Source organism: Streptomyces sp. NPDC002181 (assembly GCF_042890485.1).
In the GTDB taxonomy this organism is placed as follows: domain Bacteria; phylum Actinomycetota; class Actinomycetes; order Streptomycetales; family Streptomycetaceae; genus Streptomyces.
The window spans coordinates 1-25,004 of sequence record NZ_JBIASC010000015.1 but is presented as its reverse complement, the minus strand read 5'-3'; the positions used below and the strand labels follow the sequence as shown (position 1 = coordinate 25,004).

At 71.5% G+C, this 25,004-nt stretch carries 23 protein-coding genes, 1 rRNA gene and 1 riboswitch; of the genes, 6 read left to right on the top strand and 18 right to left on the bottom strand.

From position 1 onward, the window contains the following. Nucleotides 1-8: 8 nt before the first annotated feature. A complete protein-coding gene (locus tag ACFYXV_RS29515; RefSeq protein ID WP_385462973.1) occupies nt 9-1,340 on the bottom strand; it encodes an aminotransferase class I/II-fold pyridoxal phosphate-dependent enzyme in 1,332 nt (443 codons plus the stop codon). Nucleotides 1,341-1,404: 64 nt separating this feature from the next. Here ACFYXV_RS29515 and ACFYXV_RS29510 point away from each other — a divergent pair, with 64 nt between their 5' ends. After that, complete coding sequence (locus ACFYXV_RS29510) at nt 1,405-2,091, top strand: pyridoxamine 5'-phosphate oxidase family protein (RefSeq protein ID WP_389384590.1); 687 nt, start codon at nt 1,405-1,407, stop codon at nt 2,089-2,091. On the opposite strand, the gene ACFYXV_RS29505 is transcribed toward ACFYXV_RS29510, so the two are convergent. Next, nucleotides 2,073-3,149, bottom strand: coding sequence for a DMT family transporter (locus ACFYXV_RS29505; RefSeq protein WP_389384533.1), 1,077 nt, complete (start codon nt 3,147-3,149; stop codon nt 2,073-2,075). The two genes, ACFYXV_RS29510 and ACFYXV_RS29505, sit on opposite strands and share 19 nt — an antisense overlap. Before the next feature lie 163 nt (nt 3,150-3,312). Beyond that, a complete protein-coding gene (locus tag ACFYXV_RS29500; RefSeq protein WP_385462979.1) occupies nt 3,313-4,284 on the bottom strand; it encodes a DMT family transporter in 972 nt (323 codons plus the stop codon). A gap of 171 nt (nt 4,285-4,455) precedes the next feature. Here ACFYXV_RS29500 and ACFYXV_RS29495 point away from each other — a divergent pair, with 171 nt between their 5' ends. Beyond that, nucleotides 4,456-4,884, top strand: a complete 429-nt coding sequence (locus ACFYXV_RS29495; protein WP_389384532.1) for an SRPBCC family protein — start codon at nt 4,456-4,458, stop codon at nt 4,882-4,884. A gap of 138 nt (nt 4,885-5,022) precedes the next feature. On the opposite strand, the gene ACFYXV_RS29490 is transcribed toward ACFYXV_RS29495, so the two are convergent. Further along, on the bottom strand, nt 5,023-5,640 hold the full coding sequence (locus tag ACFYXV_RS29490) for a PadR family transcriptional regulator (protein WP_389384531.1): 618 nt from the start codon (nt 5,638-5,640) through the stop codon (nt 5,023-5,025). 180 nt (nt 5,641-5,820) lie between these two features. Between ACFYXV_RS29490 and ACFYXV_RS29485 the strand changes: the two genes are divergently transcribed. Beyond that, nucleotides 5,821-6,645, top strand: a complete 825-nt coding sequence (locus ACFYXV_RS29485) for a PhzF family phenazine biosynthesis protein (protein WP_389384529.1) — start codon at nt 5,821-5,823, stop codon at nt 6,643-6,645. A 7-nt stretch (nt 6,646-6,652) separates the two neighbouring features. Here ACFYXV_RS29485 and ACFYXV_RS29480 read toward each other — a convergent pair whose 3' ends face one another. Both ACFYXV_RS29480 and ACFYXV_RS29475 read right to left on the bottom strand, forming a co-directional pair. Continuing rightward, entirely contained in the window at nt 6,653-7,396 is a 744-nt protein-coding gene (locus tag ACFYXV_RS29480) for a CPBP family intramembrane glutamic endopeptidase (protein WP_385476295.1), read from the bottom strand. A 186-nt stretch (nt 7,397-7,582) separates the two neighbouring features. Further along, nucleotides 7,583-9,118 carry a glutamate-cysteine ligase family protein gene (locus ACFYXV_RS29475; RefSeq protein WP_385476287.1) on the bottom strand — a complete coding sequence of 512 codons (1,536 nt, stop codon included), beginning with the start codon at nt 9,116-9,118 and terminating at the stop codon, nt 7,583-7,585. A gap of 494 nt (nt 9,119-9,612) precedes the next feature. On the opposite strand from ACFYXV_RS29475, the gene ACFYXV_RS29470 reads away from it, so the two are divergent. Both ACFYXV_RS29470 and ACFYXV_RS29465 read left to right on the top strand, forming a co-directional pair. Beyond that, on the top strand, nt 9,613-10,233 hold the full coding sequence (locus tag ACFYXV_RS29470; RefSeq protein WP_134068362.1) for a hypothetical protein: 621 nt from the start codon (nt 9,613-9,615) through the stop codon (nt 10,231-10,233). A gap of 311 nt (nt 10,234-10,544) precedes the next feature. After that, nucleotides 10,545-10,751, top strand: a complete 207-nt coding sequence (locus ACFYXV_RS29465; protein ID WP_048477363.1) for a DUF5999 family protein — start codon at nt 10,545-10,547, stop codon at nt 10,749-10,751. A 111-nt stretch (nt 10,752-10,862) separates the two neighbouring features. Here ACFYXV_RS29465 and gcvP read toward each other — a convergent pair whose 3' ends face one another. Beyond that, nucleotides 10,863-13,748 carry an aminomethyl-transferring glycine dehydrogenase gene (gcvP, locus tag ACFYXV_RS29460; protein WP_389384528.1) on the bottom strand — a complete coding sequence of 962 codons (2,886 nt, stop codon included), beginning with the start codon at nt 13,746-13,748 and terminating at the stop codon, nt 10,863-10,865. A 198-nt stretch (nt 13,749-13,946) separates the two neighbouring features. After that, nucleotides 13,947-14,045, bottom strand: a riboswitch (glycine riboswitch). Between the two features lie 113 nt (nt 14,046-14,158). On the opposite strand from gcvP, the gene ACFYXV_RS29455 reads away from it, so the two are divergent. Next, nucleotides 14,159-14,530: a PRC-barrel domain-containing protein gene (locus ACFYXV_RS29455; protein ID WP_383351185.1), complete on the top strand. Its 372-nt coding sequence runs from the start codon at nt 14,159-14,161 to the stop codon at nt 14,528-14,530. Here the strand turns inward: ACFYXV_RS29455 and ACFYXV_RS29450 are convergent. The 11 genes from ACFYXV_RS29450 to rrf form a co-directional block, all read right to left on the bottom strand. Beyond that, nucleotides 14,452-16,038: a DNA polymerase IV gene (locus ACFYXV_RS29450; protein ID WP_389384527.1), complete on the bottom strand. Its 1,587-nt coding sequence runs from the start codon at nt 16,036-16,038 to the stop codon at nt 14,452-14,454. The two genes, ACFYXV_RS29455 and ACFYXV_RS29450, sit on opposite strands and share 79 nt — an antisense overlap. A 78-nt stretch (nt 16,039-16,116) precedes the next feature. Next, nucleotides 16,117-16,755 carry a MerR family transcriptional regulator gene (locus ACFYXV_RS29445; protein ID WP_099893880.1) on the bottom strand — a complete coding sequence of 213 codons (639 nt, stop codon included), beginning with the start codon at nt 16,753-16,755 and terminating at the stop codon, nt 16,117-16,119. Nucleotides 16,756-16,956: 201 nt separating this feature from the next. Continuing rightward, nucleotides 16,957-17,430, bottom strand: coding sequence for a bifunctional nuclease family protein (locus tag ACFYXV_RS29440; RefSeq protein WP_319732222.1), 474 nt, complete (start codon nt 17,428-17,430; stop codon nt 16,957-16,959). A 63-nt stretch (nt 17,431-17,493) separates the two neighbouring features. Next, a complete protein-coding gene (locus ACFYXV_RS29435; RefSeq protein ID WP_383351190.1) occupies nt 17,494-18,267 on the bottom strand; it encodes a MerR family transcriptional regulator in 774 nt (257 codons plus the stop codon). Nucleotides 18,268-18,370: 103 nt separating this feature from the next. After that, a complete protein-coding gene (locus ACFYXV_RS29430) occupies nt 18,371-18,913 on the bottom strand; it encodes an FHA domain-containing protein (protein ID WP_385476278.1) in 543 nt (180 codons plus the stop codon). A gap of 483 nt (nt 18,914-19,396) precedes the next feature. Then, the gene (locus ACFYXV_RS29425; protein ID WP_385476293.1) at nt 19,397-20,230 is read right to left on the bottom strand and encodes a DUF881 domain-containing protein; all 834 of its coding nucleotides are present in this window, start codon (nt 20,228-20,230) and stop codon (nt 19,397-19,399) included. Nucleotides 20,231-20,268: 38 nt separating this feature from the next. Then, nucleotides 20,269-20,601, bottom strand: coding sequence for a small basic family protein (locus tag ACFYXV_RS29420; RefSeq protein ID WP_030158423.1), 333 nt, complete (start codon nt 20,599-20,601; stop codon nt 20,269-20,271). Then, a complete protein-coding gene (locus ACFYXV_RS29415) occupies nt 20,598-21,506 on the bottom strand; it encodes a DUF881 domain-containing protein (protein ID WP_385476276.1) in 909 nt (302 codons plus the stop codon). The genes ACFYXV_RS29420 and ACFYXV_RS29415 overlap by 4 nt, the downstream gene beginning before the upstream one ends. A 108-nt stretch (nt 21,507-21,614) precedes the next feature. After that, on the bottom strand, nt 21,615-24,110 hold the full coding sequence (locus ACFYXV_RS29410) for a sugar phosphate nucleotidyltransferase (protein WP_389384526.1): 2,496 nt from the start codon (nt 24,108-24,110) through the stop codon (nt 21,615-21,617). A gap of 100 nt (nt 24,111-24,210) precedes the next feature. Then, nucleotides 24,211-24,801 carry a CDP-alcohol phosphatidyltransferase family protein gene (locus ACFYXV_RS29405; RefSeq protein WP_383351200.1) on the bottom strand — a complete coding sequence of 197 codons (591 nt, stop codon included), beginning with the start codon at nt 24,799-24,801 and terminating at the stop codon, nt 24,211-24,213. A gap of 118 nt (nt 24,802-24,919) precedes the next feature. Then, nucleotides 24,920-25,004, bottom strand: a 5S ribosomal RNA gene (rrf, locus tag ACFYXV_RS29400); the annotation flags it as partial.

Genomic DNA, 25,004 nt, shown 5'->3' with positions numbered 1-25,004 from the left:
GCGGACGGTCAGTCGATGCGGCCGCCCGTCGTGCGGCGCACCGACGCGGCCACCGCCGCCGCCAGGCCCGCCACCTCGCCCGGCCGCACGCCCGACACCGTGATCCGCACTCCCGGCCCCGACTCCACCCGGAACCGGCTGCCCGGGGCCACCGCCCAGCCCGCGGCCAGCAGCCGCGTCACCGCCCCCGTCTCGTCGGCGACCGGCACCCACACGTTCATCCCGCTGCGCCCGTGCGCCGGCACGCCCCGCTCCCGCAGCGCCGCGACCAGCGCGTCCCGGCGCTCCGCGTAGGAGCGCGCGACCGCCGCCCGGTCCACCGCCCCCGAGTTCCACAGCTCGACCACCGCGTACTGGAGCAGCCGGCTCACCCACCCCGGGCCCAGCCGCTGCCGCCCCCGGACCCGGTCCAGCGTCACGGCGTCGCCGGTCAGCACCGCCAGCCGCAGGTCCGGTCCGTACGCCTTCGCCGTCGAGCGGACCAGCGCCCAGTGCCGGGTCACCCCGCCGAGCGAGTGCAGCGGCAGGTCCACGATGGCGTGCCCGTGGTCGTCGTCGACCACCAGCACCTGCGGATGGCGCGCCAGCACGGCGCGCAGCGCGGCAGCGCGCTCGGCGCTCACCGCCGCCCCGGTCGGGTTCTGCGCCCGCGCCGTCACCACCAGCGCCCGCGCACCTTCCCCGAGCACCCGCTCCACCGCGGAGACGACCGGCCCGTCGTCGTCCACCGCCACCGGGACCACCCGCAGCCCCAGCGCCGCCGCCAGGTCCAGGACGCTCCCCCAGCCCGGGTCCTCGATCGCCACCGCGTCCCCGGGCCGCAGGTGCGCGGCCAGCACCCGCTCGATCCCGTCCAGCGCGCCCGAGGTCACCCCCACCGGGCCGGCGGGAACACCGTCCGCGTCGAAGTCGGCCCGGGCCAGCCGCTCCAGCTCCGGCACCACCGGGTCGTCCCCGTACAGGGTGGGCGCCTGCGCGTACCGCCGGGCCGCCCCGGCCAGGGCCTCCTCCAGCGCGGGCAGCAGCCGGACGTCCGGATTGCCGGAGGAGACGTCCCGCGCCCCGGGCGGCACCGCCACCCGCAGCTCGTCGCGCGGGGCACTGGCCGGACGGCCGCGGACCCGGCTGCCGCGCCGCCCGTCGGTCTCGATGACCCCGCGCTCGCGCAGCGTCCGGTAGGCCGCGGCGACGGTGTTCGGGTTCACCCCGAGCAGGCCCGCGAGCTCCCGCATCGGCGGCAGCGGCGCGCCGGGGGCCAGTGCGCCCGATCCGATGCCCGCCTCGACGCTCGCCGCGATATCCGATGCGCGACGCCCTGTGATCCGATACTCTCCTAGCACAAAGCCAAGTATGCACTAGTACAACGGAGAACGCACCATGACCGCCACGACCGACACGCAAGAGATGCCCGAGACGAACGGGGCGACCGGGGCGACCGGCGGCGGCTACGAGCCCACCGACCGCACCGTCCCGAGCCGCTCCCGCGAGCGGGCGCGCTACGACCGCGAGACGGTGCACTCGATACTCGACCAGGCCTACGTCTGCCACCTCGGTTTCGTCCGCGACGGCGCCCCGGTGGTCCTGCCGACCCTCTACGGGCGCGTCGGCGAGACCCTCTACGTCCACGGCTCGACCGGCTCGCGCCCGCTGCTCGCCGCAGGCCGGACCGACCCGGGGCTGCCCGTCTGCCTGACCGTGACGCACGTGGACGGCCTGGTGCTGGCGCGGTCCGCCTTCCACCACTCGATCAACTACCGCTCGGTGATCGTGCACGGCACCGCCTACCAGGTGACCGACGAGGCCGAGCGCCGGATGGCCCTCGACGCCCTCGTCGACCACGTGGTTCCCGGCCGCTCGGCCGACTCCCGGCCCGCCAACGCCAAGGAGCTCGCCGCCACCGCGGTGATCCGCCTCGACCTGGGCGAGGTGTCGGCGAAGATCCGTACGGGCGGCCCCAACGACGAGCCCGAGGACACGGGCCTGCCCTACTGGTCGGGCGTGGTCCCGGTCGCGGCCGTGCACGGCACCCCGGTCCCGGCCGACGACCTGACTCCCGGGATCGCCACCCCGGACTACCTCGCCGCGCTCTGAGCCCGGCAGGGCTCACCGGGCCCGCGCGACTCACCCGTCTCACGCAGCTCGGCCGTCTCATCCGTCTCGGCCGTCTCATCCGGCTCGCGGAGCCCCCGGGCGGGCCGCACCTCCGGACCGCTCGCGGGGCCGCCACCGCCCCGTCCCGCCTCGGCCGCGATCAGCGCACCGACCGCCGTCAGCAGCAGTACCGTGCCCAGCACCACGGCGCCGGTCAGCCGCTCCCCCAGCACCAGGACGGCGATCACCGCGGCGCTGACCGGCTCGATCAGCATGATCACGGACACCGTCGCGGCCCGCACCGCGGCGGCCCCGGTGAAGTACAGCGCGTACGCCAGCGCCGTCGGCACCGTGGCCACGTACACCAGCAGCCACAGCACCCGCCCGAGTTCGGCGGTGTGCGGCACCAGCCCCTCCGCCGCGGCGAGCGGCAGCAGGCACACCGTGCCCACCCCGACCGACCAGGCGGTGGTGACGAGCGGGTCCCCGCCCGCCCCGCGCCGCCCCAGCCAGCGGGCCCGCAGGGTCATCCCGGCGTAACCGGCCGCCGACAGCAGCGCCCAGCCGACGCCGAGCGGCCGCACCTCGCCGCCCTCGCCGCCCAGGACGAGCACGGCGAGCCCGGCGAGCGCCCCCACGACGGCGGCCGCACCGCCCCGGCCCAGCCGCTCGCCCATCCAGTACCGCGCCCCGACCGCGATCAGCACGGGTCCGGCACCCAGCGTGACCACCGTGCCGACCGCCAGGCCGGTCTCGCGCACGGCGCCGAAGTACGCGGCCTGGAAGAGCGTGAACATCAGGCCGGTCCCGATGAGCGAGGCCGCCGACGGCCGCGCCGCGGCCCGGGCGGCGGCCGCCGCACCGCGGGGCCGGCGTACGGCGAGCACTCCGAGCAGCACCAGCAGCCCGCCGGCGCACCGCCAGAACGACAGGGCGAGCGGGCCGAGGTCACTGGCCAGGAAGAGGAGGGAGGCGGCCGCCCCGGCGGTGCCCCAGGCGGCTCCGGCGACGACGAGGTACAGCAGACTGCGCCCTGAAGCGGGCGAAAGATTCGACACGAGTGTGCTCCGCGCATGCGTGAAGGATGAAAGAGGAGGTCATCGCTTCGCGGGCAGCGCGGACCCGCCCGGGAACGCTCCGGGCCGGATCCTCGTCACAGGGGCAGCTGCCCGCGGCTACGCGGCGGGAGGCGGAAGCACGGTCGAATGCACGGTCGCCACCTTAGGCTCTCGTCGTCTCGCGGTCCAGAACGACCGCCTCCGGATCGGCCGCCCCCGGCGGGGTGGGCCGCGCGGACTGCGCGATGAACGCCCCGCCCAGCACCAGCGCACCGCCGATGATCTGCGGGGTCGAGAGGTGCTCGTTCAGCAGGATCCAGGCGAACACGGTGGCCACGACCGCCTCCAGGCAGGCCACGACACCGGCCACCTGCGGCGAGAGCTTGCGCACCGAGACCACGCCGGTCAGGTACGCGAAGACGGTCGCGATCAGCACCACCCAGGCGAGCAGGACCCACGCGGGCACGCTCAGGTCCCCCATCGAGGCCTGACCGCCCAGCACCTGCCAGTCCATCCGCCACGGCCGGGCGATCACCGTCATCACCAGCGCGCCGACGAGCATGCCGTACGCGATCACGCCGATCGGGTCGGGTACGTCCTCCTCGGCCCCCTCGCCCGCTCCGTGGTCCGCGAACACGAAGTAGAAGGCCTGGCAGCAGGCGGCGGCGAGGCCGAGCAGCACGCCGAGGGGGTCCAGGCTCAGCCCGGACCAGATCTCCACGACGCAGGCCAGACCCACGACGGCGACGGCGGCGCCGGCCGCGGCGGCCCGGGTCACCGGCTTGCGCTGTACGAAGCGGATCCAGCCGAGCAGCAGCGCCGGGCCGAGGTACTCCAGCAGCAGGGCCACGCCGACCGGGATCCGGGACAGTGAGGCGAAGTAGAAGGCCTGCACGCCCGCGACGGCGACGATCCCGAAGCCGGCGAGCAGCAGGGGTTTGCGCACCAGGAGCCGGCGGTGGCGCCAGGCCAGCGGGGACAGCACCAGCGCCGCCCCGGCCACCCTGAGCCAGACCATGTGGAGGGGGTCGAGACCCGCCTCGATCAGCGGCTTCGCCGCCACACCGGAACCACCGAACGCAACGGCCGAGACGAGCGCGAGGCCCAGTCCGGCGTTTCTCCCTGACGCTTGCATCCGGCCATCATGGCAGGGCCGGTCAGGACCGTCACGGGCGTGACACCTGTTGAGACGGATCCGAGACCGGGCGTGACCGGGCCGATCGTTTCTGACAGGTCGTCAGTATTGAATGTTCCGCCCGCCGGGGCTACCTTCCGCCGCACGTACCCGACGAGAAGGGGTGGCCGCATGGCCGAAGTGACCGCGGAATCACGCATCGAGGCGTCCGCCGCGAAGGTCTGGGCCCAGCTGACGGACTGGGCGGCGTACGGCGAGTGGAGCATGACCCACACCAATTTCCCCAAGGGCGGCCCGGAGACCCTCGCGGTCGGGGCGACCTTCGTGGAGAACATGAAGATGATGGGCTTCCCGGCCGAGGTCGCCTGGACCGTCTCGGAGCTGGAGGACCAGCGCCTCTTCGCCATCACGGGCAAGGGCCCCATGGGCGTGGCCATCCTCACCCGGTACACCTTGGTCCCGGACGGCGCGGCCACCACGGTCCGCATCGACGGGGAGTTCAACGGGGCCGCTGTCTCCCTCATGGCGGGCAAGCTCAAGGACTCCGCCACGGCCGCCCTGAACGAATCGCTGCGCAAGCTGGCCGGCCTGGTCGCCTGACCGGCACCCCCGGCCCCGGCCCGGCCCCGGCCCCGGCCCCGGCCCGGCCCCGGCCCCTTCCCGGGCGGGTACCCGCATACGGCGGCGCGCCCCGCGAGAGGACTCGCGGGGCGCGCCGTTTCCATCGGGCGGGCCGGCTCAGTGCTCGTCGGCCAGGATCAGGTAGAGCTTCTTGCGGGCGTCGTTGATGACCGCGAGGGCCTTCTCGCGCTGCTCGGGCGAACCGGTCTTGAAGACCTGCCCGAACGCCTCGAACAGGCCGGTGCCGGCCGCCCGGACCTCGTGCATCGCCTCGAAGTCGAACCCGCGCCCCGCGTCGGCCCAGGGGGCCTCCGCGCCGGACTCGGCCTCGGCGCGGCCGGCGTCGGTCAGCGTGAACAGCTTCTTGCCGCCCTCGCTCTCGCTGGAGATGAGCCCCTCATCCTCGAGCAGCTGGAGGGTCGGATAGACCGATCCGGGGCTGGGCTTCCAGGCCCCGCCGCTGCGCTCGCCGATCTCCTGGATCATCTCGTAGCCGTGCATCGGCCGGTCCTTGAGCAGCGCCAGGATCGAGGCGCGCACATCTCCGCGCCGGGCCCGGCCGCGCGGTCCACCGCGTCCGCCGCGCCCGCCCCAGGGGCCGCCGCCGAAGGGCGGGCCGAACGGGCCGAAGGCGGCGCGCCGCCCCTTGAACTCCTCCCGACGATCGGGCCCGCAGTGGCCGTGGCCCCGTCCGTGCTCGTGCTGTCCGTGGTCGTGCTGTCCGTGAGAACGCATGGCTGCGCTCCTTTCGTCTTTCGGTTTCCCGTCATCGCTCTTGCGATGCCTCAACTATCGCTGACCCATCGCGACACGTCAACGATATATCGGAAACTCATACCGAACACGCCTGTGACCAGGCCAGTCATCCGCGATTGGCCTTTGTCGACGATCGAGAAGCGGCCCTACGGTCGGCACATGCGCCTCCGAATCGTCGACGCCTTCACCGACCGCCCCTTCCGCGGCAACCCCGCCGGAGTCCTCCTCCTCGACGGCGGGTTCCCCCCGGACTCCTGGCTCCGGCAGGTGGCCGCCGAGGTCAACCTCTCCGAGACCGCCTTCGCCCACCCGCTGCCGCCCGGCGGGGACGCCGACTGGGCCCTGCGCTGGTTCACCCCGGCCGCCGAGGTCGACATGTGCGGCCACGCCACGCTCGCCACGGCGCACGTCATCGCGACGAGCGGCCTGGCACAGGGGCTGATCCGGTTCTCCGCGCGGTGCGGCGTCCTGACCGCCGAGACCGCCGAGGACGGCACGATCACCATGGACTTCCCGACGTCCTCGCTGACGCCGGTGGCGGTCGATCCCGTCGTGCGCAGCGCTCTCGGCGCCGAGATCTGCTCCGTCCACGACACGTCCGAGCACGTCGGAGACCTGCTCGTCGAGCTGGCGGACGAGCGGGCCGTACGGGAGCTCACCCCCGACCACGCGGCCCTGCGCGGCCACTCGCGCCGCGGGGTGATCGTCACCGCGGCCGCCGAGGACCCCTCGCGCGGGTACGACTTCGTCTCCCGCGGCTTCTTCCCGGCCGTCGGGATCGACGAGGACCCCGTCACCGGCAGCGCCCACACCGCGCTCGCCCCGTTCTGGGCCGCGCGCCTGGGCCGTACCTCACTCGTCGGTCTCCAGGGCGGCGCGCGCACCGGACTCGTCGCGGTCAAGACGGCGGGCGAGCGCACGCTCCTGACCGGCAACGCGGTCACGGTCATCGACGGCGAACTGCTCGCCCGCCCGCACCTCTAGGAGGTGTCTACGGCGTCGGCAGCCAGTCCACCTTGCCCGCGAGCAGCGCGTACCCGCCGAAGGCGACGATGTCGAGCAGCGCGTGCGCGACCACGAGCGGCATGACCCGGCCCCAGCGGCGGTAGGCGAGGACGAAGACGACGCCCATCACCATGTTGCCGACGAATCCGCCGATGCCCTGGTAGAGGTGGTACGAGCCGCGCAGCACCGAGCTGGCCAGCAGAGCGGCCGTCGGCGACCAGCCCAGCTGGTCGAGCCGGCGCAGCAGGTACGCCAGCACGATGACCTCCTCCACCACGGAGTTCTGCACCGCGGAGAGGATCAGTACGGGAAACTTCCACCACACGTCGGGCAGTGCCTCCGGCACCACCGTCAGGTTGAACCCGCTCGCCCGCGCCCCCAGGTAGAAGGCCAGCCCCGCACTGCCGATCCCGGCCGCCACCAGGGCTCCGCGCCCCAGGTCCCAGCCGGGCCGGGTCCGGTCGAAGCCGAGTACGCGCAGCCCCGGCACGCCCTCCCGGGTCAGCAGGTGGGCGACCAGCAGCACCGGCACCAGGGCGGTGCCGATGCCGAACAGCTGCCAGGCCAGGTCCAGCCAGGGGCGGCCGGGGGCGTACGAGCCGTTCAACGTGGCGGCCTGGTCCTTGAGGCCGCCGGGCTTGGTCAGCGAACCGATGAAGCTGATCAGCGAGGAGACGGCGCTCGCCCCCAGCGACAGCGCCAGCACGAGCAGCGTCTCGGTGCGCAGCATCGAGCGCCCGTCCTCGTGCAACGCCTTGACCACCGGTTCCGGCTCCGCCCGCACGTCCGACTCCCGTCCCGCCGTTCCGCTTCGTCCACCCCATACTGCCTCCTCGGCGGGGCAAGCGGATCACCGGACCCGGAGCGGGCCCGGAAGGGACCGGAAGAGACCGGAGCTGACGCGGGGGCCGCCGGTTCAGCGCCGCGGCGGCACCGCCGCGCTCACCTCCTCGTCGGACGGCCCGACCGGCCAGGTGTGCACGGGATCGCCCTTGTGCATCAGCTCGCTGTAGCGCCGGGTGACGGCCGCCAGCGCCTCGTCCCGTTCCATCCCGGAGGCCAGCGCCCGGTGGTAGGTGTCCACCTGCCAGGTGGCCCCGTTGACCCGCCGCTGGCAGCGCTCCTCGATGATGCCGAGGTAGTGGTCGCGGTCGGCGGGCTCGATGCCCCACGCGTCCAGCCCGGCCGCCGCCATCGGCAGCAGCTCGTCCAGGACCAGCCGTACGGCGGAGACGCTCGCCAGCCCGCCGCCGCGGCCCCGGCGCGGCCAGCGCAGCCGCGCGTCGATCCCGTAGCGGCAGGCCGCGTCGAAGTTGGCCTCGGCCTCGGCGAACGGCAGCCGCGTCCACACGGGCCGCTGCTCGTCGGCGAGCGTACGGACCAGCCCGTAGTAGAAGGCGGCGTTCGCCACGACGTCGGCGACCGTCGGTCCGGCCGGCAGTACCCGGTTCTCCACCCGCAGGTGCGGCACCCCGTCGGCGATCCCGTAGACGGGCCGGTTCCACCGGTAGACCGTGCCGTTGTGCAGGACCAGCTCCTGGAGGCTCGGCACCCCGCCCTCGGCGAGCACCCGCAGCGGCTCCTCCTCGTCGCAGATGGGCAGCAGGGCCGGGAAGTACCGGACGTTCTCGGCGAAGAGCTCGTACGCCGACTCCACCCAGCGCTCCCCGAACCAGGTCCGCGGCCGGACCCCCTGGGCCTGCAACTCGGGCGGCCGGGTGTCGGTGGCCTGCGTGAACAGCGGCGGCCTCGACTCGCGCCACAGTTCGCGCCCGAACAGGAACGGCGAGTTGGCGCCGACGGCTATCTGCACGGCCGTCACCGCCTGCGCCGCGTTCCACACGTCGGCGAACCGCCCGGGCGTCACCTGCAGGTGCAGCTGTACGGAGGTGCAGGCGGCTTCCGGGACGATCGACCCGGTGCTCCAGGTGAGCCGCTCCACCCCGTCGATGTCGAGCAGGAAGTCCTCGCCCCGCATCATCAGGATCTGCTCGTTCAGCAGCGAGTAGCGGTCCACCGCGGAGAGGTTGGCGGTGACCAGGTCGGAGCGGGTGATCGTCGGCAGGATGCCGATCATCACCACACCGGCGTCGATCTCCGCGGCCTGCCGGTGCGCATAGCCGAGACCCGCGCTCAGTTCCTCGGCGAGCCGGTCGAATACCCGGCCGCCGAGGCGGTGCGGAAGTACGTTCACCTCCAGGTTGAACATTCCGAGTTCGGTCTGAAAATCCTGGCTCGCTATCCGCTCCAGAACCTGCGCATTCACCATTCTCGGCAAACCGTCGGAACCCGCAAGATTCAGCTCGATCTCCAGCCCCATCATGTTCTTGGGACGATCGAACCTCTTCTCCGCCAGAAGTCGCTCCAGCCCCTCCAGGCACTCGTGGAGCTTCCTCCGATACCTCTGCCGATCGGACAGGTCGAATCCGCCCGCCACGACCTTCTCCCCCATCGGAGCGTCCCTCCTCGATTGCGCCCGGCCCATCCCTCCCAGGCGCGTGTGTACGGTCGATGATGCCCCGGAGGCGTGATCCATAACGCCGAGGGGGCGTGCGTGACGGGGAGCGCGCGCCGGTTTGGCCGAAGGGCGCTATGGCACATTCACTTGGCAAGGCGTCGTATGCAAATTCCGCATGGGTTTTGCCGGTTCCGGATAATGGACGCTTTCCAGCCGAGCCCCCGTCCGGTAACCTCCGAGGTCAGCGCGACATGTTCGCGCGCAAGCGGCATGAAAGCCATGACAGCGGGACCGGTAAGCGACTTGTCGGCAATAGGCGGGACAGCTACCCGAAACACTGCGTGAACACATGTCGTATAAACTCCGCAAACGAGGCAGAGAGTTGGCGCGCGGCCATTGCCCCTCAGCCCCCCTCTGGCCCCAGAATGCGACAGCGCCGTCCGCACCTGCCCCGTTCCACAGGTCTCCCAAGTGAGAGGCGACCCACCATGCCGCTGCATGTCCCTCCGGCTCCCGCGCCCGCCCTGCGCAGCGTCCTCGCGGCACTCGGTTCCCCCACCGCCGTCCACGAGGCGCACACTCCGGCCCTGCGCGCCCTGCAGGGTCCGATGACCGCCGAACTGCCGCTGCCGGTCCACGTCCTGGACCGGTTGAACATCTCCCAGCTGGCAGCGGGGGGCCGCCCGCCCCGCACCCGGCTGACCGCCTGGCGGTTCCTGATCCGCAGCGGCGACCGCTACGTCGCCGCCGCGGACACCCGGCTGACGCCGGACGGCTGGGTCTTCTCCCATTTCTTCGAGGGTCCCTACGTCGCGGCCACCGAACGCGCCCTGCGCCAGGCGGAATCCCTCGGCAAGAGCTACCAGCCGCGGCTGCTGTCCGTGCCGGAGCTGTACATGCTCACGCTGTGGCTGCACGGGGCGGTCGGCGCCGACGCCTCCGCCGGGCTGCCGGCCGCCGCGGATCTGCTGGTTCCGCTGGCACCGGCCCCGCCCGGCATCGCCCCGTATCGGCCGCACCCGGTCTCCGAACTGCTGCCCGTGATGACCCACCGGCTCACTCCGCCGAGCCCGCCGGTCCCGCCGTCGCTCGCCGCGCCGGCCGCCTGAGCGGGGTCCGGGCCGCAGTGCGGTGGGTCTGAGCAGGCGCGTTCCCTGCTGCTGGTCCGTACTGCCCATTCGGCCTAGCCCAGTCGGACCACCCCCGAACCACCCGAAATGACAGGGGAGTTGACCTGAACCGCCCGCACGGGTGATGCGTCATCAATGTATGAGGACAGCTGCCGGGAAATCCCTGCGGACGCAACTCCGGAGGGCAACACTGGGACCCTGACCAAACCAAGACGTTGATACGGGGGGCGGCCATGAACAAGGCATCGAGCCGCAGCACACAGACCACACCGCAGCGAAAGAACGCATCCATGTGCCAGCACCAGCCAGCGTGCCCGTCAGCCGACTCCGCCGACCGGGAGGCCGCCAAGCCGTTGGCCAACCACCCGGAACAGGGCTGGAGCCTGCTGTGCAACGGCGTCCTGCTCTTCGAGGACACCGGTGAGCTGCTGCCGGACGGCCAGATCATCGCCCCGCACCGCCCGCTCGCGGCGGTGCATGTGATGAAGGCGGCCTAGCCGGCGACAGCACTGAACGGGAACGGAGCAGAAGAGAACGACGAGGGGCCGGCCCGGGAATGATTCTCCCGGACCGGCCCCTCCGTCATGCCATCACGTCATACGAATATGTCAGTTGTCGTACTCGTCCAGCGGCGGGCAGGAGCAGACCAGGTTGCGGTCGCCGAAGGCACCGTCGATGCGGCGCACCGGCGGCCAGTACTTCTCCGCCGCCGTGACCCCGCCGGGGAAGACGGCCTCGTCGCGGCTGTACGGGTGGTTCCACTCGCCGCCCAGCGCCGCCGCCGTGTGCGGGGAGTTGGCCAGCGGGTTGTCGTCCACCGGCCACTCGCCGCCCGCGACCCGCTCGATCTCGCCGCGGATGGCGATCATCGCGTCGCAGAAGCGGTCGATCTCGGCGAGGTCCTCGGACTCCGTCGGCTCGATCATCAGCGTGCCGGCCACCGGGAAGGACATCGTCGGCGCGTGGAAGCCGTAGTCGATCAGGCGCTTGGCGATGTCGTCGACGCTGACGCCGGTCGCCTTCGACAGCGGGCGCAGGTCGATGATGCACTCGTGCGCGACCAGGTTGCCCGGGCCCGTGTAGAGCACCGGGTAGTGCGGCTCCAGACGCTTCGCGATGTAGTTCGCGCCGAGCACCGCCACCTGGGTGGCGCGCTTGAGGCCCTCGCCGCCCATGAGGCGCACGTACGACCAGGAGATCGGCAGGATGCCCGCCGAGCCCCACGGGGCGGCCGAGATCGGGCCGACGCCCGTCTCCGGGCCCGCCGTGGGCTGGAGCGGGTGGTTCGGCAGGTACGGGGCCAGGTGCGCCCGGACACCGACCGGGCCGACGCCCGGGCCGCCGCCGCCGTGCGGGATGCAGAACGTCTTGTGCAGGTTCAGGTGCGAGACGTCGCCGCCGAAGTGACCCGGCTTGGCCAGGCCCACCAGGGCGTTGAGGTTGGCGCCGTCCACGTACACCTGGCCGCCGGCCTCGTGCACCTGGGCGCAGATGTCGGCGACGTGCTCCTCGAACACACCGTGCGTCGAGGGGTACGTGATCATCAGCACGGCGAGCTCGTCGCGGTACTGCTCGATCTTGGCGCGCAGGTCGGCCTCGTCCACCTCGCCGTCGTCGGCGGTCTTGACGACGACGACCTTCATGCCGGCCATCACGGCGCTGGCGGCGTTGGTGCCGTGCGCGGAGGACGGGATGAGGCAGACGGTGCGCTGCTCGTCGCCGTTGGCCCGGTGGTAGGCGCGGACGGCCAGCAGGCCGGCGAGCTCGCCCTGGGAGCCGGCGTTCGGCTGGATGGAGACCTTGTCGTAGCCGGTGACCTCACAGAGACGTTCCTCCAGCTCGGTGATGAGCGTGAGGTACCCCTCGGCCTGCTCGACCGGGGCGAACGGGTGCAGCTGGCCGAACTCGGGCCAGGTGACCGGCTCCATCTCGGTGGTCGCGTTGAGCTTCATGGTGCAGGAGCCCAGCGGGATCATGCCGCGGTCCAGCGCGTAGTCCTTGTCCGCCAGCTTGCGCAGGTAGCGCAGCATCGCGGTCTCGCTGCGGTGCTGGTGGAAGACGGGGTGCGCCAGGTAGTCGTCCGAGCGCAGCAGGCCCTCGGGCAGCGCCTCGGCCGTGGCCTCGTCCAGCGCCTCGATGTCGGCCTCCACGCCGAAGGCGGCCCAGACGGCCTCGATCCCGGCGCGCAGCGTCGTCTCGTCGCAGGAGACGGAGACGTGGTCGGCGTCGGCCTGGAACAGGTTGACCCCGCCCCGGCGGGCGGCGGCGACGACCTCGGCGGCCTTGCCGGGCACCCGGGCGGTGACGGTGTCGAAGTACGAGCCGTGCACGAGCTCGACCCCGCCGGCCTTCAGACCGGCCGCGAGCAGGGTCGCGTAGCGGTGCGTACGGCGGGCGATCGTCCGCAGGCCGTCCGGGCCGTGGTAGACGGCGTACATGCCGGCCATGACGGCGAGCAGCACCTGCGCGGTGCAGATGTTGCTGGTGGCCTTCTCGCGGCGGATGTGCTGCTCACGGGTCTGCAGGGCGAGGCGGTACGCCTTGTTGCCGTCCGCGTCCACGGAGACGCCGACGAGGCGGCCCGGCAGCGAGCGGGCGTGCTTGTCCTGGACGGCCATGTAGCCGGCGTGCGGACCGCCGAAGCCCATCGGGACGCCGAAGCGCTGGGTGGTGCCGACGGCGATGTCCGCGCCGAGCGCGCCCGGGGAGGTCAGCAGGGTCAGCGCGAGCAGGTCGGCGGAGACGGCGACGATCGCGCCGAGCTCGTGCGCCCGGTCGATGACCGGCTTGATGTCCCGCACGGCACCGGAGGCGCCCGGGTACTGGAGGAGCACGCCGTAGACACCGCGCTCGGCGACCTCGGCCGGGATGCCCTCGGACAGGTCGGCGACGACGACCTCGATGCCGATGGGCTCGGCGCGGGTCTGGATCACGGCGATCGTCTGCGGCAGCGCGTCGGCGTCGACCAGGAAGATGTTGCCCTTGGACTTGCCGACGCGGCGGGCCAGCGTCATGGCCTCGGCGGCCGCGGTGCCCTCGTCGAGGAGGGAGGCGCCGGAGGTCGGCAGGCCGGTGAGGTCGGCGACGACGGTCTGGAAGTTGAGGAGCGCCTCCAGGCGGCCCTGCGAGATCTCGGGCTGGTAGGGCGTGTACGCCGTGTACCAGGCCGGGTTCTCCATGACGTTGCGCAGGATCACCGGCGGGGTGAAGGTCCCGTAGTAGCCGAGACCGATCATCGGGGCCAGAACCTGGTTGCGGTCGGCGAGCGTGCGCAGCTCGGCCAGCACCTCGGCCTCGGTCCGCGCCTCGGGCAGGTTCAGCGCCTCGGCGCTCTTGATCACATCCGGTACCGCGGCGGCGGTCAGTTCGTCCAGCGAGCCGTAGCCCACATGGGCGAGCATCTTCGCCTGCGCCTCGGCATCCGGGCCGATGTGGCGCTGCTCGAAGGGGATCCCTCGCTCCAGCTGGGAGAGCGGAATGCGGTTGGCGGTCATGTACGGAGGCCTCCTGGGTCGTACGACCTGCGAGGGGCACCACGGCGCGGGCACCCGGACGGCCTCCCCCTCTGTCATCTCAACCTGAGAGCTTCACCGGAGTCGCGGGGGTGACCCGCGGATTCCGGCTTTCACCGTCGGTGAGGAGGGGAACCGGCACTGCGCGCCCGGTACCCGCCCCTGCTTTCCAGAGTGGCCTCGTCACGTGCGGTACGTATGCCTGAGAGATTCCGGGGAGGATTTGCTCCTTCGGCGCCTCCGTCGTACTCACTCGGAGGACTCTCCCGCACAGGGTCAACAGCCGTCACCCAGCCTACCAGCGAGGTTCTGGCCCTCGCTTCGAGTGGCCCGCGCTGCGGAAATGCCCTTCTGTAGTCATTACGGAGGAGTTGCGACCATATGGAGGGACCGTGCAGACCGACATCGATCCGCGCAGCCTGATCGGCCGCAAGGCGTTCGACCGCAACGGAACCAAGATCGGCACCGTCGACGAGGTGTACCTCGACGATGCCACGGGCGTGCCCGAGTGGGCCGCCGTCCGGACGGGCCTGTTCAGCCGGGACGCGTTCGTCCCGCTGGAGCCGAGCGAGGTCGTCGACGACACCCTGCGGGTCCCCTTCGAACGCTCCCTCATCAAGGACGCCCCGGACTTCGGCGTCGGCCGCCACCTCTCCCCCGAACAGGAACTCCAGCTCTACCACCACTACGGGCTGGACGTCTCCCTCCCGTCGGACGTCCGCCGCGACTTCGGCCGCCTGGCGAACGGCGAGGACACGCCCTGACCCGTCGGCCGCGGATCGGTCTCCCCTACGAGGGGCAGCGGATCGCAGGGCTCCAGTTCGGGGTCGTCCACCCGGAAGGTGCGCACCCGGCCCGGTGGCGATCCGGGCTGCTCGAAGCGCACGGTCACCCTCCCGACCCCGCTGCCCTGCACCCAGCCGGGCCCGTACACGGCGTGCAGTACGTCGCTGCCGGCCGCCCAGCGCCGCTCCGGGGCGGCCTCGGGCTCCCCGCCCGACCCTGCGGCCTCCGCGCCCTCGGCGGCCCCTCCAGGCCCCTCCGACCCCGCTGACCCCGAAGGCACGACGGCCTCCGGCGCACCATCCGGCCCTACGCCCCCGGCCCGTGCGACTGCCTCCGCGGCGGAGGCACCTGCGGAGGCACCGGCGGCCGCCGCCGCGGCTTCCGCCGCCGCCTCCGCCTCCGCGGCCTCCGCCGCCATCGACTGCGCGAACAGGTCCTCCTGCGTGTAATCCGCCAGGCCCGTCACGCCCACTCCCAGCAGCCGCACCCCGCCCGTGGTGTCCACGCCCTCCAGCAGCCGCGCCGCGGCCTCCCGCACCACCGCGGGATCGTCCGTGGGCCCCCGCAGCGTCTCGGAGCGGGTCAGCGTGGAGAAGTCGTACCGCCGCACCTTCAGCACGATCGTGCGCCCCGAGTGCCCCGACCCGCGCAGCCTGTGCACGCACCGGTCGGCGAGCCGCTGCACCTCGGTGCGGATCCGCACCCGGTCGTGCAGGTCCACGTCGAAGGTGTCCTCCACCGACACCGACTTCGCGTCGCGCTCGGCGACCACCGGCCGGTCGTCCAGTCCCAGCGCCATCCGGTACAGCCCGACCCCGTGCGAGCGCCCGACCATCCGGACCAGCTCGTCCTCACCGGCCTCGGCCAGCTCCCCGACCGTGGTGATCCCGGCCCGCCGCAGGTGCTCGCCGGTGACGGGCCCCACCCCGGGCAGGGTCCGCACCGACATCGGGGCGAGCAGCTCCCGCTCGGTGCCCGGTTCGATCAGCAGCAGTCCCGCCGGCTTGGCCTCCTCGGACGCCACCTTGGCCAGCATCTTGGATCCCGCCAGCCCCACGGACCCGCTCAGGCCCGTCGCGGCCCGGATGTCCGCCCGCAGCCGCTCCCCCGTCGCGCGGGCGCTCTTCGAGTCGAACGCGGTCCCGCCCGCCTCCAGGTCCACGAAGGCCTCGTCCAGGCTGAGCGGCTCCACCAGCGGGGACAGCTCACGCAGCAGCCCCATGACCACCTCGCTGACCGCCTGGTACAGCCGGAAGCGGGGGATCAGGTACGCGCCGTTCGGGCAGAGCCGGCGCGCCTGGGCCGTCGGCATCGCCGAATGCACCCCGAAGCGCCGGGCCTCGTACGAAGCGGTGGCGACGACTCCGCGCGGCCCGAGCCCGCCGACGATCACGGCCTTGCCGCGCAGGCTCGGCTTCGACGCCTGCTCCACGGAGGCGTAGAAGGCGTCCATGTCCAGGTGCAGGATGGTCGGCGCGGCTCTCACAGCCCCGATGCTGCCTCATGCCACTGACATTCGGCCGGGACCGGGCCCCGGGTCCTCGGGCCGCGCCGGAAGGCGTGCTCAGCCGGCCCGGTTGCGCCGCGCCGCCAGCTCGTCCGTCGGGTTGTGGCCGACCACCGTCTCACCGGTGTCGACCCGCTCGCCGTGCAGCTGAGAGAGCGCGTTCTCCACATCGCGCCAGACCACGCCCACGGCGATGCCGAAAATGCCCTGCCCGCCCTGGAGCAGGCTCACGACCTGGTCCGGCGAGGTGCACTCGTACACGGTGGCGCCGTCGCTCATCAGCGTCATGCGCTCCAGGTCCGAGAACCCGCGGTCGCGCAGGTGCTGGACCGCGGTCCGGATGTTCTGCAGCGCCACCCCGGTGTCCAGGAAGCGCTTGACGATCTTGAGGACCACCACGTCCCGGAAGCTGTAGAGGCGCTGCGTCCCCGACCCGCACGCGGGGCGCACCGTCGGCTCCACCAGCCCGGTCCGCGCCCAGTAGTCCAACTGGCGGTAGGTGATGCCCGCCGCGGCGCACGCGGTCGGTCCCCGGTAGCCGACCTGCTCGGGTGCCGGGTCCGCGCCCACCGGCGCGACCGGCGTACTGTCCGGCTGACGGCGCGCGGATCCCGCCGCACTGCCGTGGAGCGGGTACGGCCCACCGTCACTCCGCACGGGGATGCCCCCGGTCGTACCGTCGCCCGTGACTCTCACGCCGACCCTCCGTCCTTGACCTGCCCCCTCGAAGGTAGGCAGTCACCAGGGGTGCGTCAACGATCGCCACACTCGGCACGCCGAGTGATAATCACCCTGAGAGTGGTTTCCCGTGTCCTGTGCCGGGGAAAGGCTATCCGAATGGGCTGATGCTCCCCGTGGACACGCGGCGTGAAGGGCACGGCCGAAGCGGCCGGCGGCTCACTGCGGGCCGGTGCCGAAGTCCTCCGGGGAGATCTGGTCGAGGAACTCGCGGAACTTCTCGACCTCGTCCTCCTGCTCGTCCGGAATGGCGATTCCGGCGTCGTCCAGCACGCCGTCGCTCCCGTAGATCGGCGTTCCGGTACGCAGGGCCAGCGCTATGGCGTCGGAAGGCCGCGCGCTCACCTCGACCCCGCTGGCGAAGACAAGCTCCGCGTAGAAGACGCCCTCCCGCAGATCCGTGATCCGGACCTGGGTGAGCTCCTCGCCGATCGCCTCCAGCACGTCCTTGAACAGGTCGTGCGTCAGCGGACGGGCGGGGGCCATGCCCTGCTGCGCGAAGGCAATGGCGGTCGCCTCCCCTGGTCCGATCCAGATGGGGAGGTACCGGTCGCCTCCCACTTCACGCAGGAGCACGATCGGTTGGTTGGAGGGCATTTCCACCCGGACACCCACAACGTCGAGCTCGTTCACACAGCAACCCTAGGACCTGCCCGGCAGGTTTGGGTAGTCGGGCCCCCTCGGAGATCGCCGAGGTCAGTGCAGACGGACCCCGAGAGCGGTCTGCACCAAGGCCTCGTGGAGCCGTACGGAGAGCCCTGCGAGCTCTTTCAAGGTGGCCTCCGCATGCGCCCTCGTCTGCGGGTTGCGGTGGCGGCGCAGCGGTGCCACGACCTGTTCCACCAGACCCGCCTCTCGGTCCGCGGCGGCCTTCATGGCCCGCAGGTGGCGCGGTTCCAGCCCGAAGCGGCCCAGATCCGCCACCAGGCGGGCCACGGTGACCGCCTCGGCGTCGAATCCGCCGCCCGGGGCCTCGCCGATCAGCCCGTACGACTCCCACTCGGCGAGCTGGGCCTCGTCCACCTCGGCGGCGGCGAGCAGCTCGGCGCGCCCCACCCGGGCCGCGGCGGCCCGCTCCCGGCCCACCTCGCCGTAAACGGCGCAGGGGCTCGCGGGGTCGACGGGATCCCCCTGCGCGGTGGGCGCGGGGATACGGATCTGCTCGCCGCGGGCGAGGGCGTCGAGCTGCTCGCGGATGACCTTCAACGGCAGGTAGTGGTCCCGCTGCAACCGCAGGATCCGGGCCAGCCGCTCGACGTCCTCGGTGCTGAACTTGCGATATCCGGAAGGTGTGCGCCGGGGCTCCACGAGCCCCTCCGCCTCCAGGAAGCGGATCTTCGAGATCGTGACTTCGGGGAACTCGTCGCGCAGCCGCGTGAGCACCGTGCCGATGCTCACCAGCCGCCCGGCCGGGCCGGCGCTGCCGGCGGTGCCGCTCTTCGGGGCACCGCCGGTGGGGATGCGCAGCATGGGACCTTCCCTCTGGGGGTGTCCCCCGGACGGAGTCCGGAGGTGCGGGTCCCCCAGGCGGAGCCCGGGCGGGAGTCCCCCCGGGCGCAGCTCAGGGGCAGGATCAGATGCCCCGCAGGCTCGCGTAGAAGACCAGCCGGTACTTGCCGATCTGCACCTCGTCGCCATTGTGCAGGGCGACGGAGTCGATCGGCTCGCGGTTCACGTACGTGCCGTTGAGGCTGCCGACGTCGGCGACGGTGAAGCCGCCGTCCTGGCTCCTGCGGAACTCGACATGCCGCCGGGAGACCGTCACGTCGTCCAGGAAGATGTCGCTCTGCGGGTGCCGGCCCGCCGTGGTCAGCTCGCCGTCCAGCAGGAAGCGGCTGCCGGAGTTGGGGCCGCGCCGCACGATGAGCAGAGCGGAACCCGGAGGCAGAGCTTCCACCGCGGCCTGGGCCTCGGGGGACAGCGAGGACGACACGTGCTGCTGTCCCGACACCTCGGCCTCGTAGGCCTCAAGCCCCGAGATCGAGATGGTGGACGTGGTCTCCGAGGCACGTTCCGGCGTCAGACCCGCCCGCAGCGGCGCGCCGCAGTTGGAGCAGAACCGGCTGGCCGCATCGCTGCGGTGTCCGCACCTGCTGCAAACCTGCTCGGCCGACATGGACGGCTCCTCGCGCCGCGGCTGCCCCGCGGAGGCGTTGGTGGCATACGGGTCGGGGGCAAACCCTCCACCCGAACTTGAGGTTGATGGTTCACCGAAACCTATGCGCCCGGAACCGGCAGGGTCAACAGACGACGCGCCCGGCGCGCCCGAAACATCCCCCGCGCCGGCGACCTCGTCGCGGAAGAGCGGCCGGTCGCCCTGCCCTTCCACCTCTCCCTGCCCCGCGCGGTGCTTGGCCGCACCGCTTTCCTCGCGGTTCTTCTTGCCGAACAACTTCTCAAACAACTTCACGGGCGATTCCCCTTGAACGAAACAGACCCGCCCGTGGGGCAGGACGAACTCCGAATGCACAACCTGCCGACCCGGACATTCTCACAACGTCCGTAACCACCAGACAGTTTCCACCACGCGGCACGACTTCAGTGCGCCGACCCCCCGCAGGCATCAGCCCGCGTGAGCCCGTCCGCGCTCCGTCCCGCGTCACGACGATGACGACCGAGCGTAGTCAGGCTGCTTCGCAGCCCGCAAGGCGTCCACAACGATCTTCGCCGGTCGTGTGACGGCGACGGTGGCCTGTTCCTTCTCCAGCGTCTGCACGACACCGCCGGGGATGTTCAGGGCGGGCTCCAGGTCCTGCGGCTTGCCGATCACCTTGAACTCATAAGGCTGTGTGATCTTCTTACCGTCGATCCCGATCCCGCCTCCCTCGTCCGAGAAGAAAGAGCTCGCCACGACCCGCACACCGTTGACCTGGATCGCCTCGGCCCCGGCCGCCCGCAGCTCCTGGAGGGTGTCCAGCAGCTGGTCCGACTGCACCTGGCCCGTGGGATCGGTGATCTTCAAGACGATGCCCGGCCCCTGGGCCGCCACCGTACCGGCCAGGATCCCGAGTTGGCGTTCCTTCTCGACCGTCTGCCGACGCGCCTCCTCGGCCTGGTTCGAGCTGCTCTCCAGCTCCTTGCGCTGGTCCTCCAGCCGCTGCTTCTCGTCCTCCAGGCGCTTGGTCCGCCCGTCGAGCTCGTCGAGGATCCGTACGAGGTCCTCCTGACGGGCCCCGCGCAGGGCGCTGGAGTCGCTGTTGGAGCGCACCTGGATCGCCAGGCCCAGCCCGAGCACGAACAGGAGCAGCGCGACGATCAGTTGGGCCCGGCTCACGCGCGGCGGCCACACCGCCTCCGCCAGCCGCCGCCGACCGGTCTGCGCGGGCGCGCCGGGCTCCGGCGCACCGGGCTTCCCGGGCTGCGCCTCCGCGCCGCCCGCCGCGGGCCCGGCGGGCCGCGCCGGCTCGTCCTGGGGCGGCAGCTCCGAGCCCATCGGCTCCTCGGGAGGGTTGTCGTTCGTATTCATCGGCCTCACGCCCGGAACACGTGCCGGCGGATGGCCGCGGCGTTGGAGAAGATGCGGATGCCCAGGACCACGACCACACCGGTGGACAGCTGCGAACCGACGCCCAGCTTGTCTCCGAGGAAGACGATCAGCGCCGCGACGACCACGTTCGACAGGAACGACACCACGAAGACCTTGTCGACGAAGATGCCGTCCAGCATCGCGCGCAGCCCCCCGAACACCGCGTCCAGCGCCGCCACCACGGCGATCGGCAGATAAGGCTCGACGACGGCCGGCACTTCGGGCCGGACCAGAAGTCCGACCACCACTCCGGCCACCAGGCCCAGTACCGCGATCACGATGCACCCTTCTTCGGCTCTTCTGCTGTAGCTGTACGTACGGTCAGGCTCGACGCGGCCGGCAGCCGCAGCCCGTCCGCCGGGGTCAAGGTGGCGCGGATGCCGTAGTTCTCCTGCAGGGCGTGCAGGTACTGGCCGTCCGCGGAGTCCTGGAACGCCGTGCCGAGCCGCTTCTTGTCCCCCACCGCCAGCACTTCGTACGGCGGCACCAGCGGCCTGTTGTCGACCAGTATCGCGTCGCCCGCGGCGCGGATCGCCGACAGCGCCGTCAGCCGCTGCCCGTTGATCGAGATGGCCTCGGCCCCGGACTGCCACAGCCCGTTGACGATCTTCTGCATGTCCCGGTCCCGCAGCCGGCCGGTGTCCGAGAACCCGGCGTTCTCGCGCGGCTTGCCGCCACCGCCCGAGGAGGAGCCCTTCGCATCGTCCACGACCAGCTTCAGACCCGGCCCCTGGACCTCCGTGGCACCGGACAGCAGCGCCACCAGCTGCCCCTGGTCCCCGCCGTGCTGCTTGAGCGCCTCGCGCTGGCGGCTCGCGACGTTCTCCCGCAGCCGCTCGATGTCCCGCTCCAGGCCGTCCGCGTGCTCGTCGGCCCGCTGCACCCGGTCGATCAGCTCCTGCCGCTCCTTGGCCAGCACCGGCGCCGCTATCCGCGCCTGGGCCGCACCCAGCGTGACGACCATCGCGGCGAGCACCAGTCCGGCGGCGAGCGCCAGCTTGGCCTTCAGGTTGCGCGGCAGGCCTGCCGTGCCGTCCGCCACGCGCCGGGCCGACGCTTCCGCGTAGCCCTCGTCGAGACTGTGGTCCATCACGTGCGTCAGCAGCGACATGGACGCGTCCGGGCGCGCGGGCGGCGCCGGCGCCGAACTCCGGTTGTGGGGCGGCTGCGACATGCCGCTCATCGTCGCATGTCGGCACCGCCCGTACCGAATGCGCCCGTCCGGCGGACAGGGAGCAACACCCTCCGCGTCCTGCCCACCGGACCGCTCCGTTCCGTCAGCCGCCGGGGCTCAGTGCCCGGCGCCGTCCACCACGGCCGCCCATTCGTCCAGCAGCGCCTGGGCGGACGCGTCGTCGGGACCCTCGGCCCACAGGTGCGTGACCGCCTCCGCCGGGTCCGGCAGGACCAGCGCCCACCGGCCGTCGGCCTCGACGACCCGCACACCGTCGGTGGTGTCCACCTGCCGGTCCCCGGCCGCCTCCACGACCCGCCGCATGACGAGCCCCTTCACCGCCCACGGGGTCGGCACGTCCCGCTTGAGTACATGGGCTCGCGGTATGCGCGCATCGATCTGGCTCAGCGTGAGCTGCGTCCGCGCCACCAGTCCGATCAGCTGGACGAACGCGGCCGATCCGTCGAAGACGCTGCTGAACTCGGGAACGATGTAGCCGCCCCGCCCGTCTCCGCCGAAGATCGTGTTCTCCGCCCGGCCCACGCGCGTCAGGTCGTCGGGCGAGGTCGTCGTCCACTCCACCTGCGTGCCGTGGTACGCCGCCACCTGCTCGGCGATCCGGGTCGTGGTCACCGGCAGCGCCACCTTGCCGCTGCGCTTCTCCGCGGCCACCAGGTCGAGCAGTACCAGCAGGGCCCTGTCGTCCTCGATGATCCGCCCGCGCTCGTCGACCAGGGAGATCCGCTCGCCCACCGGGTCGAAGCGCACTCCGAAGGCGGCCCGCGCCGAGGCCACGATCTCCCCGAGCCGCACCAGCCCGGCCCGCCGGGACTCCGCCGTCTCCGTCGGCCGGGACTCGTCGAGCCCGGGATTGATCGTCAGCGCGTCCACTTCGAGGCGGCCCAACAGGCTGGGCAGGACGAGCCCGGCGCTGCCGTTGGACGCGTCCACGACCACCTTGAGCCCGGAATCGGCGATGCCGCTCGTGTCCACCCGCCGCAGCAGCGAACCCGTATAGGCGTCGAAGACGCTGCCCGGGAACTGGAGGTCGCCGATCTCGCCCGGGAACGCACGCCGGTACTCCTGGCGCGCGTACACCCGGTCCAGCTTGCGCTGCTGCTGTAGCGAGAGGTCGGCTCCCCGCTCGTCGAGGAACATGATGTCGACGGAGTCCGGCACTCCGGGCGAGGTGCGGACCACGATCCCGCCCGCCGTACCGCGGGCCGTCTGCTGCCGCGCCACGGGCAGCGGTACGTTCTCCAGGTCGCGCACGTTGATCGCGCTGGCCTGCAGCGCCGAGATCACCGCCCGCTTGAGCGCTCTCGCGCCACGGGAGTGGTCACGGGCCGTGGTGACCGTCGCACCCTTCTTCAGGGTCGTCGCGTACGCACCGGCCAGCCGGACCACCAGCTCGGGGGTGATCTCCACGTTCAGGATGCCGGTGACACCACGGGCTCCGAAGAGATGCGCCTGACCGCGGGACTCCCAGATCACCGACGTGTTGACGAAGGCACCGGCCTCGATCGTCTTGAAGGGGTAGACGCGCACGTTCCCCTGGATGATCGATTCCTCACCCACCAGGCACTCGTCACCGATGACGGCCCCGTCCTCGATCCGGGCGGCCCGCATGATGTCGGTGTTCTTGCCGATGACGCAGCCGCGCAGATTGCTGTGGGGCCCGATGTAGACGTTGTCGTGGATGACGGCCTTGTGCAGGAAGGCCCCGCTCTTCACGACGACGTTCGAGCCGACCACCGTGTGCTCGCGGATCTCCACGCCGGCCTCGACCTTGGCGTAGTCCCCGATGTACAGCGGCCCGCGGAGCACGGCGTCGGGGCTCACCTCGGCGCCCTCGGCGATCCACACGCCGGGCGAGATCTCGAAGCCGTCCATCTCGACCTGGACCTTGCCTTCGAGCACGTCGGCCTGCGCCTTGACGTAGCTCTCGTGCGTGCCGACGTCCTCCCAGTAGCCCTCGGCCACGTAGCCGTAGATCGGCCGGCCTTCTTTCATCAGCTGCGGGAAGACATCGCCGGACCAGTCGACCGGAACATCCGGGTCCACGTAATTGAAGACCTCGGGCTCCATCACATAGATGCCGGTGTTGACGGTGTCCGAGAACACCTGTCCCCATGTCGGCTTTTCGAGGAAGCGCTCGACCTTGCCTTCCTCGTCCACGATGGTGATGCCGAATTCCAGCGGATTCGGTACCCGGGTCAGGCACACCGTTACCAGTGCGCCCTTCTGCTTGTGGAAGCGGATGAGATCGGTGAGGTCGAAGTCGGTGAGCGCATCGCCGGAAATGACGAGGAAAGCGTCGTCCTTCAGGGCCTCCTCGGCGTTCTTCACACTGCCGGCAGTGCCGAGTGGCTTCTCCTCGTTGGCATAGGTGAGCTCCATACCGAGCTCCTCGCCGTCACCGAAGTAGTTCTTGACGAGTGACGCCAGGAACTGGACGGTAACAACGGTCTCGCTGAGCCCATGCCGCTTGAGCAGCCTGAGCACGTGCTCCATGATCGGCCGGTTGGCCACCGGCAGGAGCGGCTTGGGCATGCTTGAGGTCATGGGGCGAAGGCGAGTGCCTTCGCCACCGGCCATCACGACGGCCTTCATGTCGGAAGAGTCCTCCTCGAGAGACGACGTTCTCGCCGACCTCACCCGTCCCGGACGGTGACTCCGCAACTCCTCCGCGTCAGTCCCACGCCGAGCGAGCTCAATCGGCCGTGGCGTCCGCCTTCACGAGCCGGCGGACTTGCACCACGTAAAGGATTCCTGCCCACCAGTAGAGGGTTGTACCCCATCCGGCGAACGCCCATCCGAAAACTGACCCCATCCAGGCCAACCAACCCGTCCCGTCACTGAGCAACAGCAACGGGAAGGCGTACATCAGGTTGAAGGTCGCGGCCTTGCCGAGGAAGTTGACCTGCGGCGGCGGATAGCCGTGTCGGCGCAGGATCCAGACCATGACCAGCAGCATCAGCTCACGGGCCACCAGTGCTCCGGTGAGCCACAGCGGCAGAATCTCGCGATAGGTGAGACCAAAGAGCGTGGAGAGGATGTACAGCCGGTCCGCGGCGGGATCCAGCAGCCGGCCGAGGTTGCTGATCTGATTCCAGCGCCGCGCCAGCTTCCCGTCGAGGTAGTCGCTCACCCCGCTGAGCATGAGCACGGCCAGTGCCCAGCCGTCGTGCTTCTCCAGAATCAGCCAGAGGAACAGGGGCACGCCGGCGAGGCGAGCCATGCTCAGGATGTTCGGAATGGTGAAAATTCGGTCCGTCTGAACCCGAGTCTCCTGGACCTCCACCCGGGGGCCTCCACTGTTGAACGTACGAACGATGCCTCATGACCCTACAGGACCCCGCAGCGGCCCAGAACGCAGAAAAGCCCCGCACCAGAAGGTGCGGGGCTTTCCCACAATGATTGTTCGGCGGCGTCCTACTCTCCCACAGGGTCCCCCCTGCAGTACCATCGGCGCTGAAAGGCTTAGCTTCCGGGTTCGGAATGTAA

What these genes read in the sequence shown, in the direction of transcription:
- ACFYXV_RS29510 (WP_389384590.1), top strand. Translation starts at nt 1,405, where the DNA reads ATGCCCGAGACGAACGGGGCGACCGGGGCGACCGGCGGCGGCTACGAG.
- ACFYXV_RS29500 (WP_385462979.1), bottom strand. Translation starts at nt 4,284, where the DNA reads ATGCAAGCGTCAGGGAGAAACGCCGGACTGGGCCTCGCGCTCGTCTCG.
- ACFYXV_RS29495 (WP_389384532.1), top strand. Translation starts at nt 4,456, where the DNA reads ATGGCCGAAGTGACCGCGGAATCACGCATCGAGGCGTCCGCCGCGAAG.
- ACFYXV_RS29490 (WP_389384531.1), bottom strand. Translation starts at nt 5,640, where the DNA reads ATGCGTTCTCACGGACAGCACGACCACGGACAGCACGAGCACGGACGG.
- ACFYXV_RS29485 (WP_389384529.1), top strand. Translation starts at nt 5,821, where the DNA reads ATGCGCCTCCGAATCGTCGACGCCTTCACCGACCGCCCCTTCCGCGGC.
- ACFYXV_RS29480 (WP_385476295.1), bottom strand. Translation starts at nt 7,396, where the DNA reads ATGCTGCGCACCGAGACGCTGCTCGTGCTGGCGCTGTCGCTGGGGGCG.
- ACFYXV_RS29475 (WP_385476287.1), bottom strand. Translation starts at nt 9,118, where the DNA reads ATGGGGGAGAAGGTCGTGGCGGGCGGATTCGACCTGTCCGATCGGCAG.
- ACFYXV_RS29470 (WP_134068362.1), top strand. Translation starts at nt 9,613, where the DNA reads ATGCCGCTGCATGTCCCTCCGGCTCCCGCGCCCGCCCTGCGCAGCGTC.
- ACFYXV_RS29465 (WP_048477363.1), top strand. Translation starts at nt 10,545, where the DNA reads ATGTGCCAGCACCAGCCAGCGTGCCCGTCAGCCGACTCCGCCGACCGG.
- gcvP (WP_389384528.1), bottom strand. Translation starts at nt 13,748, where the DNA reads ATGACCGCCAACCGCATTCCGCTCTCCCAGCTGGAGCGAGGGATCCCC.
- ACFYXV_RS29435 (WP_383351190.1), bottom strand. Translation starts at nt 18,267, where the DNA reads ATGCTGCGCATCCCCACCGGCGGTGCCCCGAAGAGCGGCACCGCCGGC.
- ACFYXV_RS29430 (WP_385476278.1), bottom strand. Translation starts at nt 18,913, where the DNA reads ATGTCGGCCGAGCAGGTTTGCAGCAGGTGCGGACACCGCAGCGATGCG.
- ACFYXV_RS29425 (WP_385476293.1), bottom strand. Translation starts at nt 20,230, where the DNA reads ATGGGCTCGGAGCTGCCGCCCCAGGACGAGCCGGCGCGGCCCGCCGGG.
- ACFYXV_RS29415 (WP_385476276.1), bottom strand. Translation starts at nt 21,506, where the DNA reads ATGAGCGGCATGTCGCAGCCGCCCCACAACCGGAGTTCGGCGCCGGCG.
- ACFYXV_RS29410 (WP_389384526.1), bottom strand. Translation starts at nt 24,110, where the DNA reads ATGAAGGCCGTCGTGATGGCCGGTGGCGAAGGCACTCGCCTTCGCCCC.